Below are 15,082 nucleotides of genomic sequence, written 5' to 3' on the forward strand. Positions count from 1 at the left end.
ATCAATCGTCCCAATAGAGAATGCGGCTGCAGTTTTCGCATTGGGCGAGTTCCCGGCCGGTCTGAACTTTGATCACAGAAGACGCGATCAATTTCATGTGGCATCCGCCGCAGCGGCCCTCGGTCATCGGCGAGACGGCGAGGCCGTCTTTGGACTTCATCAAGCGATTGTAGATGGAAAGCAGAGTGCCATCGATGGTGGCGGCGATGGGTTCGCGTTCGGCTTCGACTTCCTTTTGGGTTTCGAGAAGTTTTTTGCGGCGGACATCGATGGCAACGAGGTCTTCCTCGACCAGTTTCCGGGTTTGGGCACGGGCAGCTTCGGCAGTGCTGAGCGCAGAGCGGAACTTGTCGGTTTCCTCCATCGCCTCAAGCTCCTGGGTTTCGAGCGAGTCGACATCTTTTTCGTAGCGCGCGATTTCGTGGTTCAGTGCCTGGTATTCGTCGTTCTTGCGGGTTTCGAATTGCTGCTGGCGTAGCCGCTTGATGGTGGTGCGGCGGGTTTCCGCGTCCATTTCGACTTTTTTCACCTTGAGCTCTGATTCACGCAGCGCGTCGTGGGCTTTGGTGACAGCGGCTTCATCGCCCGCCAGTTTGGTTTTCGCCCGGGCCTCGTCGTTTGGAAGTTTTTCCAGATCTTTGGCGATCGAAAGGAGCCGACGATCGCGGTCCTGGAGAATAAGCAGCGAACGAACTTCATCAAGCATGCCTCTGGTTAGACTGCCGGTCGGGCGGGGGCAAGCCCCGGGATGTTTCCGGCATCAAGTTGATGATGAGGAAGCTTTGCGCATCGCGTCCCAAGCATACACGCCAACGGCCAGCCAAATGAGGGTGAATGAGTAAAGTCGAGTGGAAGTCAGCGTTTCATGATACACCAGCCAGCCGACGAGAAACTGCAGCGTGGGCGCGATGAATTGCAGGATGCCCAGAGTGGTGAGGCTGATTTTCCGGGTGGCGAAACCGAAGCAAAGCAGTGGCACGGCGGTAACCAGTCCGCTGCAAACCACCAGTCCCATTTGTAAACCGGTCTGGCCGAATGAAGTGCTAGGGGAGTGGAGTAAAATCCAGCCGATCCCGATGGGTGCTAACAGTAGCGTTTCTGCGGTGAGGCCGCTTAGCGCCTCGAGCGGTGCTTTTTTTCGCACCACCCCATAAGTGGCAAAGGTGCCGGCCAGAATCAGAGCGATCCATGGGATTTTTCCCGCCGCCGGGAGTTGGATCGCGACGCCTGCCAGGGCCAGAGCGATCGCTGCCAACTGCACCCGGTTGTGCTTTTCACCGAACCACAATGCCCCGGCGAGCATGTTGAAAAACGGATTCAGGTAGTAACCGAGGGCACTTTCGATGATGTGGCCGTGCAGGGTGGCCCAGACGTAGATGGTCCAGTTTAGCGAGAGCAAAATGCCAGATAACAAGTGCCAACCGACCGTGGCCGGTTTCTTGAGCGCTCGAAATAGCCCGCCCGTTTCCCCTCTTAAACGGAGCACGATCAGCAAAAGCAACAACGACCAAACAGTGCGTTGGGCGACGATGGTTGCCGGGGGCAAGAATCCGAGGAGCTTCCAGAAAATCGGCAGAATTCCCCATAAGGTAAATGCAGCGATGGCAGCGAGAACTCCGGAGCGGGCGGTAGACACGGTGGCACGCTGGGTGCCATTTTTGGGATTTCCAAGCGGAATCGACCGATCCCGGATTGGCGCTTGGCACTAGTCCTGTGGAAATTCAGGGTGCTGGGGATGTCACGACTCTCGATCCCGCAATACGCGATGGCGCTGGCCCATGTGGCGAGCCTCCGTTCGGAAGATCCATATCGAAAAGTCGGTGCCGCCGCGCTGGATTTCGACAATCGGGTGATCGGCACCGCCTACAACGGATTGGCACCGGGTTATGTCGCCCCACCGGATTTTTGGGACGATCGCGAGGCGCGGCAGAAATTCATGCTCCATGCCGAGGTCAACCTCTGCAGCCTGTTTCGTCGCGGCGAGGCGAAATTGGTGGCCACCACCACCATGCCCTGCACTGCGTGCATGCAGACGCTGTGCGCGTATGGCATCAAGGAAATCTACTTTCTCGAAATCTACCACGTCTCCGATGCTCCGGAAATCGCGGAGCTGTATGGCGTGAAATTGCAGCAAGTCACGGATTTTCCCCGGATCGGAATCCCGGACGAAATTTAATCCATCATCATATCATGATGCGACGATTTGTTGCTTGAGCGGCGGCATTCATCGACTATCGTTTTGCCATGCCCCAGGCCGATCCGACCTCAGACCTTCAACGTGCGCTCGCGGAACGAATTTTCGTCCTCGATGGCGCCATGGGAACCACCATCCGCACTTACGGATTGGAAGAGAAAGACGCTCGGGGTGAAAGGTTTGCGAAGAACGAGAAAGATCTCCTCAACAACGGTGACATCCTCTCGATCAGTCGTCCGGACGTGATTGGTGACATCCACAAACGCTTCTACGAGGCGGGATCGGACATTTGCGAAACCAACACCTTTTCCGCGACCGGGATCGCGCAAAGCGAGTTCTTCGTCGAAGACCCGCGCGAGCATGGCGGGCGCAAAGATCCCGAGTTCTTCCAGAAAATCCTGGAGAATTCATTCCTGAACGACCTCGCCTGGGAAATGAACGTCAAATCTTCCCAGCTCTGCCGGAAATGGGCGGATGACATCGGCACCGATACCGGCCGGCGTCGCTACGTGGCCGGAGCGATCGGACCCTTGACCGTTTCGCTGACAAACTCGCCGGATGCGAATGATTCCGCCTTTCGCGTGGTCACGTTTGACCAGGTAAAGGAAGCCTACACGCGTCAGGTTCGCGGCCTGATCGAAGGCGGTTGCGACATCTTGATGGTCGAGACGATTTTCGATTCTCTCAACGCCAAGGCTGCGGTCGTCGCAATCCAGGAGGTTTTCGAAAGCGATGGGCTCAAGCTGCCGGTGATCGTTTCCGCAGCCGTCGGGCTTGGTGGTGAAACGATGATTTCCGCGCAAAAGGTCGAGGCCTTGTGGAACGCATTTTCGCACATCAATCCGCTCGCGGTCGGGCTGAACTGCTCGCTTGGACCGGACTTGATGAAGCCGCATTTGGAAGAACTTTCCGCGTGCGCAGCGACCCACGTTTCCTGCTATCCGAACGCCGGGTTGCCGAACCCGCTGGCTCCGACTGGTTTCGATTTGGAGCCGCAGCACATGTTCGAGTTTTTATCGGATTTCGCCAAAGCCGGACTGCTCAATCTCGCCGGCGGCTGCTGTGGCAACACCCCGGATCACATCGCCGCCATCGCGAAAGCTGTGGCCAACCACCAACCCCGTCAGGTGCCGGTTGTGCGGTGAAGAAAATTGAACCGCAAAGACGCGAAGTTCGCTAAGGAAGATAGGTTGTGATGAAAGGTATCGAGGAGATCGCATCAGAAATGGTTGATGCTGCATTCAAGGCGCAGATCCTTACTTACCTGAAACTTTCGCGTAAATCGTTAGGCTTTTTGATCAATTTTCATGTCCCGCTCCTCAAGCATGGCATCAAGAGATTTGTAAATCATCACCAGGAAATCAAAACTCCTCTTCCTTAGCGAACTTCGCGCCTTAGCGGTTCAAATTCTACAATCATGCCTACTATTCCTCACGCGCTCCGGCTTTCCGGAACTGAAGCCTACAATCACACCGCCGAAAAACGGTTCCTGATGATCGGGGAACGGACGAACGTCGCCGGCTCACCGCGGTTCGCGAAATTTGTAAGGGCAGGGGATTTGGAAGCGGCGGTCGAGGTCGCCCGCCAACAAGTGGAGAACGGCGCGAACGTCATCGATATCTGCTTCGATGACGGCTTGATCGATGGCAAGGAAATGATGGGCCGGTTCCTGCGGCTGTTGCAGGGCGAGCCGGATGTGGCGCGGGTGCCGATCATGGTCGATTCGTCGAAGTGGGAAATCCTCGAGGAAGGCCTGAAATACCTGCAGGGCAAAGGCATCGTGAACTCGATCTCGCTGAAGGAAGGCGAGGAGGCATTCAAGTCGCACGCCCGCCACATCATGCGCTACGGCGCGGCGGTGGTGGTGATGGCTTTCGACGAAAACGGCCAGGCGGCGACCTACGAAGAAAAGATCCGCATTTGCGAACGCGCGTATCGCATTTTGGTCGATGAGGTCGGCTTCAACCCGGACGACATCATTTTCGATCCGAACATTCTGACCGTCGCGACCGGTATTGAAGAGCATAACAACTACGCGCTCGATTTCATCAATGCGACGCGGTGGATCAAACAAAACCTGCCGGGAGCGAAAGTCTCCGGTGGTGTTTCGAATATTTCATTTTCCTTCCGCGGCAACAACGTGGTGCGCGAGGCGATGCATTCGGCCTTCCTTTACCACGCCGGTTTGGCGGGCATGGACATGGGCATCGTCAATGCGGGCATGCTCGAGGTTTACGATGAAATCCCGAAGGACTTGCTGGAGCATGTCGAGGATGTGCTGTTGAACCGCCGTCCGGATGCGACCGAGCGCTTGCTGGATCTGGCGGAAAGTTTCAAGGGCGTTGGCGGCAAGAAAATCGAGGAAGATCTCACTTGGCGCGAAGAGCCGGTGGAAAAACGGCTGGAGCACGCGTTGCTCAAGGGAATCGACAAATACATCGACGAAGACACGGAAGAGGCTCGGGTGAAATACGAGCGCCCGCTGAAGGTGATCGAAGGTCCGCTGATGGATGGCATGGGCGTGGTCGGCGATCTTTTCGGTGCCGGTAAAATGTTTTTGCCGCAGGTCGTAAAATCGGCGCGGGTGATGAAAAAAGCGGTCGCCTGGCTGACCCCGTTCATGGAAGCCGACAAGGCGGCGAATCTGGCGGGCGACATCGCGGAAATCAAAGCCAAGCAACCTGAGCTTTCCGACGAAGAGGCGTTGAAAATTGCCGAGCGCGGTCGGTCTGCCGGTCGGTTCCTGATTGCGACGGTAAAGGGCGACGTCCATGACATCGGCAAAAACATCGTCGGCGTGGTGCTGGCCTGCAATGGCTTCGAAGTCACCGACATGGGGGTGATGGTTGCCTGCGACAAAATTCTCGCCAAAGCCAAGGAGATCGGTGCCGATGTGATCGGGCTTTCCGGGCTGATCACCCCCTCGCTGGACGAAATGGTGCATGTGGCGAAGGAAATGGAGCGCGAAGGATTTACCGTTCCGCTTTTGGTGGGCGGGGCCACGACCTCGGCCGCGCACACGGCGATCAAGATCGCGGAACATTACTCTGGCCCGGTCGTTCACGTGCTGGACGCGTCGCGCTCTGTTCCGGTCACGACCTCGCTGCTTTCGAAGGATCAAAAGGAAGGGTTCGCTGCGGAAAACCGGGCGAAACAACAGAAGCTGCGCGACAATTTCCACGGTGGGCCGAAAAAGGAAACGCTGAGTTTGGCAGAAGCTCGCGCAGCGGGTCCGAGCTACGATTGGGACAGCTACGCGCCGCCGGTGCCGGGATTTTTGGGAACAGAGGTCATTCCGGATCAATCGCTGGCGGAACTGGCCGAATACATCGACTGGACACCGTTTTTCCACGCTTGGGAATTGCGCGGTGTGTGGGATCGACAAGCGAAAGTTCTCAAAACCAAAAACGCCGAAGGTGCGGCAGAAGCGGCGAAGCTGTATCAGGAAGCGCAGGAATGGATCGCGCGCATCATCGCCGAGAACCGCTTCAAGGTTTCCGGCATCTACGGATTTTTCCCGGCCAATGCCGACGGCGACGACATCATCGTTTGGGAAAATGAAGATCGCGCGACCGAGCGGATGCGTTTCCACAGCTTGCGCCAGCAGGTCAAAAAAGACTCGGGCAAGCCGAATGTGGCATTGGCCGATTGGGTCGCGCCTGGCAAAAAAGCGGATTATGTCGGCGGCTTTGTCGTCGGCATTCACGGCGCGGATGAATTCGCGGCCGAACTGGAAAAGGAGCACGATCCGTATGGCTCGATCATGGTGAAAGCGATTGCCGACCGTTTTGCAGAAGCATTTGCCGAGTTGCTGCACCACCGTGCCCGCGTTCGCTGGGGGTATGAAACGGAAGCGGAGTTAACGCACGATCAGTTGATTCACGAAAATTATCGCGGCATCCGGCCGGCTCCCGGTTATCCGGCGCAACCGGACCACACCGAAAAGCCTTTGTTGTTCGATCTGTTAGATGCCAGTGCGGCGACCGGTGTCACGCTAACGGAAAGCTGTGCGATGCATCCGGGCGCGGCGGTTTGTGGTCTCTATTTTTCCCATCCGGAATGCCATTATTTCGCGATCTCGGAACTGCAGCAGGACCAGATCGAAGACTATGCGCAGCGGAAAGGATTTACTCTAACAGAAGCTGAAAAATGGTTGGGGCCATGGCTTGGATACTCGGCCTGAAGATGATTCGAAAAAAAATGAGTCATTCAGACGATTCTCGGAATCGTTACCGCTAAGTGCCATGATGATCCCAAATTTTATCACAAGAAGCGCCGTGATTGCGGCCATGATTTGTTCCAGCACCGCATTTGCGGCCAAAGAAGGTTGGACCTCCGATTATGCGGCAGCGAAGAAGGAAGCTGCTGAAACCGGCAAGGACCTTCTGATCGATTTCACCGGTTCCGATTGGTGCGGATGGTGCATCAAGCTCGATAAGGAAGTGTTCCAACACGACGAATTCAAAACCGGCGTGAAGGACAAATTCATTCTCGTTGAGCTGGATTACCCACGCGACAAGTCGATCATTTCCGAAGAGACTCAGGCTCAAAACACAGAGCTTGCGAAGCGCTACGCGATCAAAGGTTATCCAACGATCCTTTTGACCGATGCTTCTGGTGCTCCTTATGCAGCAACTGGTTATAAAGAAGGTGGCCCGGTAACGTATGTGGCTCAGCTGGACGAACTCCGCAATGCGAAGGAAACCCGCGACAAGGGCCTGGAAGAAGCTTCCAAGGCAGAAGGCGTTGCCAAAGCTGAAGCCCTCGTCTCCGTCCTCAAGAGTATGAACCTCAGTGACGAGTTGGTCGCCAATTTCTATCCGAATGTGACTGAAGAAATCTTTGCTGCGGATCCAAAAGACACCACTGGTTTCAAAAAGAATTACGATGAGAAGCAGCGCTTTGCCAACTTCGAGTCGAAAATCAACGATTTCGCCGCAGCTAAAGACATGGATGGTGCTCTTGAGTATGCGAGCAAATCACTCGGAGAAACCTGGCCAGGTGAAAACGCGCAGAAAATCGCTCTTACCAAATTCCAGATTCAGATGATGAAAGGTCAGCGTGACGAGGCTCTCAAGACCCTTGACGACGCGAAGGCCTATGCTCCTGAAAGCCCGGTCGTCGCAAACATCGATAAGATGAAAGCAAGCATTGAGGCCATGAAGGCAAAAGCTGGAACTGCGACCCCACGCCAAGGCGTGCCTGCTAAGCCAGTGGAAGGCACCAAGGATAAGGAATAATCTTTGAGATCCTGATTTCGATGCCGCCTTGCAGTTGCAAGGCGGCATTTTTTATGCGCGGATGAGTCCAAGATGCGGCTGTGGTTGATTTTTGTCGTTCCGGCCATCCTGGTGCTCGTGACCTGGATGCTGTGGGGAAATTCGATGGAGGCTTGGCTGACTCCCGAAACCCTTGCCGCCGCGGGTAAATGGGCATGGGTGGCAGGAATCGGACTTTTGCTCGCTGACTTTTTCCTTCCGGTGCCTGGGACGGTGGTGCTGTCAGGGCTTGGCTGGATTTACGGAGCTTTGCTCGGCGGTTTTTTCGGCTGCGTCGGCTTGGTTTCAACGGGCTTGCTTGGCTACGGCATCGGCAGGCTTTGCAGCGAGAAAGTTGCGAAACGGTGGCTGGGTGGTGATTTCGAGCGCGGCGAGCAACTTTTCCGGAAGGGTGGCGGCTGGATGGTCGCGCTTTCGCGCGCGTTGCCGATCATGCCAGAGGTCATCTGCTGCAGCGCAGGTTTATTGCGCATGCCATTTCCACGATTCTTCGTCGCGTTGGTTTGCGGAAGCATTCCCATGGGGATGTTGTTTGCATGGGTGGGGTCTATCGGAACCGTCGCCCCCGCCTGGACATTTGGACTGAGTCTGGTGGTGCCGGCATTGCTTTGGCTGGCGGCGGTGGGTTTCCGGAATTTCAGATCTTGAGTTGCCCTGCCACCCGGAGAATGTTCCGGGTGTGCGGATCGAGATCTTAAATACCGGAACGGAGCTTTTACTTGGAAACACGCTCAACACACACGGCGCATGGTTCGGGCGGGAATTGTTCAAACTGGGACTGCGGATCACCCGACAAACCACCGTCCCGGATGGTGACGCGATCCGCGAGGCGCTGGAAGAAAGTGTGAGTCGCGCCGATGCAGTGATCGTCACCGGTGGTTTAGGCCCAACCAGTGACGATTTGACCCGGGAAATCACGGCTGAGGTATTGGGAATCGAACTCATCACGGATGAGGCGGCTTTGCGATCGCTGGAGGCATTCTTTGCCGTCCGCGGATTGAAAATGGCACCGTCAAATCTCAAGCAGGCATTGGTGCCGGTTGGCGCGGATGTTTTGCCAAATCCGAATGGCACTGCGCCCGGGGTTTACGTGCCGCCTCGGCTGAACGGGCGGGCGAATTGCGCCGTATTTTTGCTGCCTGGTCCTCCGCGTGAACTCTATCCGATGTTCCATGATGAGGTGGTGCCGAAATTGAAAGCGCTGTCCGGGATCGAATCATTCCCCCCGGCGTTGGAACTGAAATTCACCGGGGTGGGCGAGAGCGATTTCCATCAGCAAATCGATGCGCAGCTGGCTGCGGTTCCAGGACTGGAATACGGCTACTGCGCGCATGTGGGCGAGGTCGATTTGAGACTGATTGGTGAAGAAGATGCTGTCCGATCGGGGCGGCAAATTGCTCTGGATGCCTTTGCTTCCAAGCTGGTGAGCGATGACGGAAGTTCCCTGGAACGAGTGGTGGTTCGACTTTTAACCGAGCGGAATATCAAATTGGCCACTGCGGAAAGTTGCACAGGGGGACTGATCGCCAACCGCATCACCAACGTCCCTGGCTCAAGTGCGGTTTTCACCCATGGTTTTGTGACTTACGCGAATGAGGCAAAAGTCGATTTGCTCGGGGTTAGCGAGACCGATTTGGAACAACACGGCGCAGTCAGTGAGCCGGTGGCACGGCAGATGGCCGAAGGCGCGCTGCGGGTGAGCGGGGCGGATATTGCGGTGTCGATCACCGGCATCGCAGGACCGTCCGGCGGTTCCGAGGAAAAACCGGTGGGGACGGCCTGGATTGGCTTGGCGATGAAAGATCGGCCGACTCTTGCCATCAAAGTCTACCACCCACGCAAGCGAAAGGATTTCAAGCAAGCCGCCAGCCAATCGGCACTCGATTGGGTGCGCCGACGGCTGGCAGAGTGATTTTTACAGGATCAGGGAATCTGATTGAACAGCTCCTTCAAGACTTCCGGAGAAAGCAACTCGGGAGCGATGATGGGCTCTTCTCTGCCTGGAATGTAGAGGACATTGACCGGGATCGCATCACGATGGAGCTCGGTGAGCTTGGCGTCGATTTCAGGATCGGGATTGGTCTTGTCGGCTTTGAAGGCGACGATGTTTTTCTGCTTCATCAGCTCCACGATTTCAGGTGGGTAAGCCCGTGCTTTGTTGAGCTGGCAGGTGAGGCACCATTTCGCGGTGAAATCGACATAGACCGGCTGTCCGGCAGCAAGGCGCTGCTTCACCTCGTCCGATGTCCAATGCTGCCAATCCACTTTGGCAACGTTCTTCCCGGCGGCATTGGTTGGAATCGGCCATGGCCACGCGGCGGCGACACCTGCACCGAGAAATGCCAACGATAGAACCCAGGCTGTTACGCGGACTCTGAACTTGCGGTAAGGCTGGCTCCAACGACCGTAGATCCATGCGGCGCAGGCGATGGCGCTCAGCCCACCCATGACCCACAGTCCTTTTTGGCCTTCATTGCGTTCAAAAACCTGGTTGCTGTAAACCCAGAGAAAGACACCGGCTGCGGCAAAAAGCAGGAACGACATGCCTTGTTTGAAGGACTCCATCCACGGGCCGGGACGTGGCAGTTTATCCACCAGCTTCGGAAAGGCGGAAAGGACCAGGTAGGGTGTGGAAAGCCCCAGTGCCATGGCGGCAAAGGCGATGAAGAACGGAATGGCTGGCAGGGTGGAGGCAGCACCAATGGCGACGCCGAGGAATGGGCCGGAGCATGGAGTGGCAACCAATGTCGCCAAAACGCCTGAGAAAAAGGTGCCTGCGATACCATCCTTTTGCATCAGCTCTCCGCCGACGCTGGTCGCTGAGGTGCCGATTTCAAAAACGCCGAACAGATTCATGCCAAGCAACAGCATGATGACAACCGTGAGAAAGATGACCCGTGGGTCCTGCAGTTGATTCCCCCAGTGGGCGATTCCGCCAAAAAAGAGGGCGACCGAGAGGACTCCGAATGAGATCAGCACACCAAGGGTGAAGATCAGGCCATGAATCATGACTTTGTTGCGATCGTGCCCAGCTTGCTGGACGAAACCCATAATTTTCAACCCAATCACCGGAAAGACGCATGGCATGAGATTCAGGATCATTCCGCCGATGAACATGCCTCCGACGATGAAAAGAAATCCACTGAAGGAATTGGCAGCCGCCTTCTGGGTCAAAGCGGTCTTCGAATCTGATGTCGCCGCAGTTGCGCCTGGCTGAGTGATCGAGGTGTCGGGGACCAGGATGGCTTGGGTGCCAGCTGCTGTGGTGATGACCGCGATGCCGGAAAGTGAATTTCCAACCGGAATCGGTTCACCGTTAATATCGATACTGACATGAGAGAGGGAAACGCTGAATGTTCCTGATTTAAGCGCATCTGGCTTTTTCCCTTCAAAAGGCTCAATGAATGGTTGGTTCGGGAGGAATTCGATCGATTGGATGTCCGCCACTTGGCCACCAGCTGCAGTCATCTGTAGTACCGTCGTTGCGCCATGATCGATTGCTTCGAATTTCCAATCGGTAGCTTCATGCGGCAAATGGGACCGGGCATCTTCAAAGAACTTTGTCAGTTTGGCGTCTTTGGAAGCTTCAGCGGAAGAGTTCAGGGTAACGCTGAGATTGCTGCTTTCAAAGTTGCAGTTGGAATCGGAGCAAATTTGCCAACTGGCGTCTGCAGTCAAGGTGATGGATTGACCTGAAGGAAGCTCTGAAGGAGGGGTGATTTCGACGAGAAAAACCGGATTGTCTGCATAGACCAGGCTTTTGTAAGCTGGAGTTTGCTTGATTTCAGGCACTGGCCATTGAATCGGCCCTGCTGTGAAGCCCGCAGGTAGTTTCCACTGAATGGCGGGTGGCGTTTCTATTCCTCCAGAGTTTTTGTAGTAGCTGTGCCAATTGGCAGGGTGCTCAAGCGACAAGGCCAGGGTGAACGGCTGACCCGGGGCAATGCTGGTATTTTCAGATAACAAATTCGCCTTGGACTTGGCGTTCTCACCTGTTTCCCCGAATCCTAAATCCGGTGAGAGTGAAAACTGCGCATGAGCTGAGGCGCTGAATGCGGCCAGGGCGATGGTGGAAAGAAAAAATCGGAGCATGGTGTGGAGAACTGCGACACAATAAGAGTCACCGAGCGTTTAATTCATCCAAAAAAAATGAGACACCCGATATTATGGGTGCCTCAAATGCAAAAAACGATGATTGCGAGCGCTTAGCGGTAGCCTTGCTTGTCTTTGGTATCGCCATAGACCGCACCGGCTCCACCGCCGATAGCAGCTCCGAGAGCAGCACCTTCAAGCTCCCGACCGGATTGGTGACCAATGATGGCGCCAGAAACGGCTCCGATTCCGGCTCCGGTTGCAGCTCCGCGCTGTGCGTTAGGGCCCATTTCAGCACAGCTGGTGAATGAGAAGAGAGTGGCAACGCCAAAAAGAGTGATTATCGAGGTTTTCATAATGTTTTGAGGTTCCCTTAGGTTCGATTGAGTTTTGATTTTCTCAAATCATTTCTATCAAAAATGGCGTTCAATGGAACGGGTGGCATTTGATGCGCTATTTCATGCGTGGGCATAATTTGAGATGTTACCTGCACGATAAATCTGCCAAGAAAGTCGCCGTGACGCTTGAAGTATCCACGCCCGCTTTATTGTTTCCGGCCATTAGTTTGTTGTTTCTTTCGTTTACCAATCGCTTCCTACATTTAGCAGCACTGATCCGAAAGCTGCACAGCGATTGGCTGGAAAAAGGTGAGGAAATGCTTCGCGCGCAGATCGAAAACTTGAAGCGAAGATTGGTGTTAATTCGCCTCATGCAACTGCTCGGAGCCATCAGTCTGCTGCTTTGTGTGTCTTCCATGTTGGCCGTGATCGGGCAATTTCATGACCTTGCACTCGTTACTTTCGGCATCGCACTGATCCTGATGGCTGCATCCTTGGGATGCCTTGTCTACGAGGTCTGGATCTCAGGCGGAGCTTTGCGCATTCTTCTTAATGCGATGGAAAATACCAATCGCCCGGGAGCTAATTCTTGAGGAACGATTGGTTGAATTTGTGAAAATGCAGGCGATGGTCCATCATGACAAAAAAAGCCGCATTTAGTATTCCGTCGATTATTTCGATTATAGCTGCCATTCTAACATTCGCTACCGGGGCCTTCTTCGGATTGATATGGGCCGGAGTGGCGGTTGTATTTGGTTTGCTGGGGGTTTTGTTATCACTTTCCCCAAGCATCAGAGGCGGCTTTTTAAGTATTTTGGGGGTTTTAGGTGGATTGATAGGCGTTATTGCCGCGATCATCAAAGCGATCGCCTATTTCCTATCCTAAGCATCTGCTCGATTGAGCCTTCATGAAGAACTTCCATTGTCAAAAGTGCGGCGAGCGGCTGTTTTTTGAAAATACCCTTTGCCTGTCTTGCTCAAGTGCCCTGGGTTTTCTTCCCGATTTTACCGAACTTGCCGTGATTGAACCGGCAGGGGATCAGGAATTCAGCACTTTGGCTAAAGGAGCTGAAGACCGCCTTTATCGGAAGTGCGCGAACTACCAGCTGGAGAATGCCTGCAATTGGATGGTTCCCGCCGATGAAACGGATGGCTTTTGTTGTGCCTGTCGGCTTAACCGGATTATTCCCGATTTAAGTGGTCTGGAAAACCGCAAGCTGTGGGTCAAAATGGAGGCTGCAAAGCGCCGCCTCATCTATGGTCTGCTGCGACTGGAATTACCCATCGTTCCGAAATCCGTTGATTTGCAGAACGGTCTGGCATTCGAGTTTCTGGCGGACCAGCCTACGACAATGGAACAGCCGGATCAGGTGGCCCGCATTCTGACGGGGCACGCGGATGGGGTGATCACCATCAATCTGGCGGAGGCAGATGATGCGGTGCGTGAAAAGACACGCATGAACATGGGGGAGGCGTATAGGACTCTGCTTGGACATTTTCGCCACGAAAGTGCTCATTATTACTGGGATCGATTGGTGAGAAATGATCCGGGAATAGATCAAGTGCGGGCGATTTTCGGCGATGAACGGAGCAATTATCAGCTCGCGCTGCAGAACTATTATCAAACTGGAGCGCCTATCGGTTGGGAATCTTCATTCGTCACCCCCTATGCCGCATCTCACCCTTGGGAAGATTGGGCGGAAACCTGGGCGCATTACCTTCACATCATGGCAACGCTCGAAACTGCATCCGCTGCTGGCTTGCAAATTCGGAATCGTGCCCAGAATCGCGTTCTTGCGTCTCCTTTTGGTAGAAATTTTTCGGAAATTCGCGAAGACTGGCATGCACTGCGATTCGTGGTGAATAGCCTGAATCGCAGTATGGGAATGGCTGATCCTTATCCGTTTATCCTCTCTGATGCGATCACTGAGAAGCTCTCCTTTATCCATCATTGGATCCGGAAAGACCGCGAGGTGGCCCAGTTAGTCGGCTGATTTGGCACGGCCATTGCTTTTGCATTTCTCGTCGTGGCATACAAATGGCCCGACTGAGATGCCTTTGGTTAATGGGTTTTCCGAAGGATGATCAGTCGGGCCATTTTCTTTGTACATCATTCTTTGTACATCATTCTTTTTGCTTCTTTTGGCGGTGCTTTTCACAGAGCAAATCCTGACCGCAGTCCATGTCTCTCCGGACACCTTCAGCATCCGATGATCGATGGATCAATCGCGTGTTTCAGTAAAGCTTTGAGCCGCAATGGCTTCGTCAATCCAGACAAGCCATATCTAGCAAATCATGAGCAAATGGCAGCCTCTGAACAAATTTCTACGAAGTTTTTGGCGATTCGCCGAAAACTTGGCACGACCAATGCTTTTCTTCAGGTGTCGCGACACTAAAGCAGGCGGTCCGACTGAGATGCTCTAAGGTTAATGGGTTTTCCGCGGAGATGATCAGTCGGGCCGCTTCTTTTCTATGCAGAAGTTGTAGGTAATACAACAAAAAAGTCCCCTGCCTCCAAAATGAAGCAGGGGAATCTGTCGAAGAATCTCGAAACCTCATGGATTGAGGCGCAATGACTTTCGGAAATCGAAAGCCATCGCGAATCCGGTCACTTCGAGGATTCAATCAGCGATTGGACGAGTCCACGAATCTGTTGTGTCAGAGCGTCATCTTTCAATGCTCCATTTTCATCGAAGGCGAGATGTGATTCCGCAACGGTGACTTGGGCAGGAATGACCTGTGTGCCGATATTTTGCAGGATCAAGCGGAGCGAATCCAAGCCGCGGACGCCACCGTAGTGCGATGGCGAGGCTGCCAAAATCGCGGCCGTCTTGCCCTTGAAAATGGCGGCCGGTCCTTCTGCTTCCTCGTCAGCACGCGAAATCCAATCGAGCGCATTTTTCAAGGCACCACTGATCGCGCTGTTGTATTCAGGCGAGGCAATGACGTAGGCGTCATGAGCCGCGAACAATGCCTTGAGTTCCTTGGCTTTTTCCGGTTTTCCGGATTTTTCTTCATCGTCCTGATTGAAAACCGGAAGAGGAAAGTCCGCCAGGGAGGATAAGGTGACTTCCGCGCCCAATTCTGAGGCTTCTTTCGCGGCTAGTGCTGCGAGCGCCTGATTGAAGGAGGCGGCACGCATGCTCCCGCCAAAAACAAGAATTCGAGGTGTTTTCATG

The 15,082-nt window shown here is 54.5% G+C and carries 15 protein-coding genes; 10 read left to right on the forward strand and 5 right to left on the reverse strand.

The features are described 5' to 3' along the window. Position 1 precedes the first annotated feature (1 nt). Both JIN85_RS00415 and rarD read right to left on the reverse strand, forming a co-directional pair. Positions 2-706, reverse strand: coding sequence for a zinc ribbon domain-containing protein (locus JIN85_RS00415; RefSeq protein WP_200266456.1), 705 nt, complete (start codon positions 704-706; stop codon positions 2-4). Positions 707-760: 54 nt separating this feature from the next. Then, positions 761-1,636, reverse strand: coding sequence for an EamA family transporter RarD (rarD, locus tag JIN85_RS00420; RefSeq protein ID WP_200266457.1), 876 nt, complete (start codon positions 1,634-1,636; stop codon positions 761-763). Between the two features lie 99 nt (positions 1,637-1,735). Here rarD and JIN85_RS00425 point away from each other — a divergent pair, with 99 nt between their 5' ends. The 7 genes from JIN85_RS00425 to JIN85_RS00455 all read left to right on the forward strand — a co-directional run bounded on the left by JIN85_RS00425 (position 1,736) and on the right by JIN85_RS00455 (position 9,385). Next, positions 1,736-2,176 (forward strand): deoxycytidylate deaminase, encoded by a 441-nt coding sequence (locus tag JIN85_RS00425; protein WP_200266459.1) that lies wholly within the window; start codon positions 1,736-1,738, stop codon positions 2,174-2,176. Positions 2,177-2,244: 68 nt separating this feature from the next. Next, positions 2,245-3,339 (forward strand): homocysteine S-methyltransferase family protein, encoded by a 1,095-nt coding sequence (locus JIN85_RS00430; protein WP_200266461.1) that lies wholly within the window; start codon positions 2,245-2,247, stop codon positions 3,337-3,339. Between the two features lie 80 nt (positions 3,340-3,419). Then, positions 3,420-3,575 (forward strand): GxxExxY protein, encoded by a 156-nt coding sequence (locus JIN85_RS22095; RefSeq protein WP_425494624.1) that lies wholly within the window; start codon positions 3,420-3,422, stop codon positions 3,573-3,575. Positions 3,576-3,611: 36 nt separating this feature from the next. Beyond that, the gene (metH, locus tag JIN85_RS00440; protein WP_200266465.1) at positions 3,612-6,377 is read left to right on the forward strand and encodes a methionine synthase; all 2,766 of its coding nucleotides are present in this window, start codon (positions 3,612-3,614) and stop codon (positions 6,375-6,377) included. 106 nt (positions 6,378-6,483) lie between these two features. Continuing rightward, the gene (locus JIN85_RS00445) at positions 6,484-7,434 is read left to right on the forward strand and encodes a thioredoxin family protein (protein WP_200266467.1); all 951 of its coding nucleotides are present in this window, start codon (positions 6,484-6,486) and stop codon (positions 7,432-7,434) included. Between the two features lie 72 nt (positions 7,435-7,506). Next, positions 7,507-8,121: a TVP38/TMEM64 family protein gene (locus JIN85_RS00450; RefSeq protein WP_200266469.1), complete on the forward strand. Its 615-nt coding sequence runs from the start codon at positions 7,507-7,509 to the stop codon at positions 8,119-8,121. A 31-nt stretch (positions 8,122-8,152) separates the two neighbouring features. Further along, entirely contained in the window at positions 8,153-9,385 is a 1,233-nt protein-coding gene (locus JIN85_RS00455; RefSeq protein ID WP_325107823.1) for a competence/damage-inducible protein A, read from the forward strand. A gap of 11 nt (positions 9,386-9,396) precedes the next feature. Here the strand turns inward: JIN85_RS00455 and JIN85_RS00460 are convergent, their stop codons facing one another. Further along, complete coding sequence (locus tag JIN85_RS00460; protein WP_200266471.1) at positions 9,397-11,565, reverse strand: protein-disulfide reductase DsbD family protein; 2,169 nt, start codon at positions 11,563-11,565, stop codon at positions 9,397-9,399. A 113-nt stretch (positions 11,566-11,678) separates the two neighbouring features. After that, the gene (locus tag JIN85_RS00465; RefSeq protein WP_200266473.1) at positions 11,679-11,921 is read right to left on the reverse strand and encodes a YMGG-like glycine zipper-containing protein; all 243 of its coding nucleotides are present in this window, start codon (positions 11,919-11,921) and stop codon (positions 11,679-11,681) included. 92 nt (positions 11,922-12,013) lie between these two features. On the opposite strand from JIN85_RS00465, the gene JIN85_RS00470 reads away from it, so the two are divergent. The 3 genes from JIN85_RS00470 to JIN85_RS00480 are packed head-to-tail and all read left to right on the forward strand — an operon-like array spanning position 12,014 to position 13,897. Then, the gene (locus JIN85_RS00470; protein WP_200266475.1) at positions 12,014-12,496 is read left to right on the forward strand and encodes a DUF2721 domain-containing protein; all 483 of its coding nucleotides are present in this window, start codon (positions 12,014-12,016) and stop codon (positions 12,494-12,496) included. A gap of 44 nt (positions 12,497-12,540) precedes the next feature. After that, on the forward strand, positions 12,541-12,789 hold the full coding sequence (locus tag JIN85_RS00475) for a hypothetical protein (RefSeq protein WP_200266477.1): 249 nt from the start codon (positions 12,541-12,543) through the stop codon (positions 12,787-12,789). A 22-nt stretch (positions 12,790-12,811) separates the two neighbouring features. Continuing rightward, a complete protein-coding gene (locus JIN85_RS00480) occupies positions 12,812-13,897 on the forward strand; it encodes a zinc-binding metallopeptidase family protein (protein ID WP_200266479.1) in 1,086 nt (361 codons plus the stop codon). A 614-nt stretch (positions 13,898-14,511) separates the two neighbouring features. On the opposite strand, the gene JIN85_RS00485 is transcribed toward JIN85_RS00480, so the two are convergent. Beyond that, positions 14,512-15,081: an NADPH-dependent FMN reductase gene (locus JIN85_RS00485; RefSeq protein ID WP_200266481.1), complete on the reverse strand. Its 570-nt coding sequence runs from the start codon at positions 15,079-15,081 to the stop codon at positions 14,512-14,514. Position 15,082: the final 1 nt, after the last annotated feature.

The sequence above is a fragment of the Luteolibacter pohnpeiensis genome (genome assembly GCF_016595435.1).
GTDB lineage: Bacteria > Verrucomicrobiota > Verrucomicrobiia > Verrucomicrobiales > Akkermansiaceae > Luteolibacter > Luteolibacter pohnpeiensis.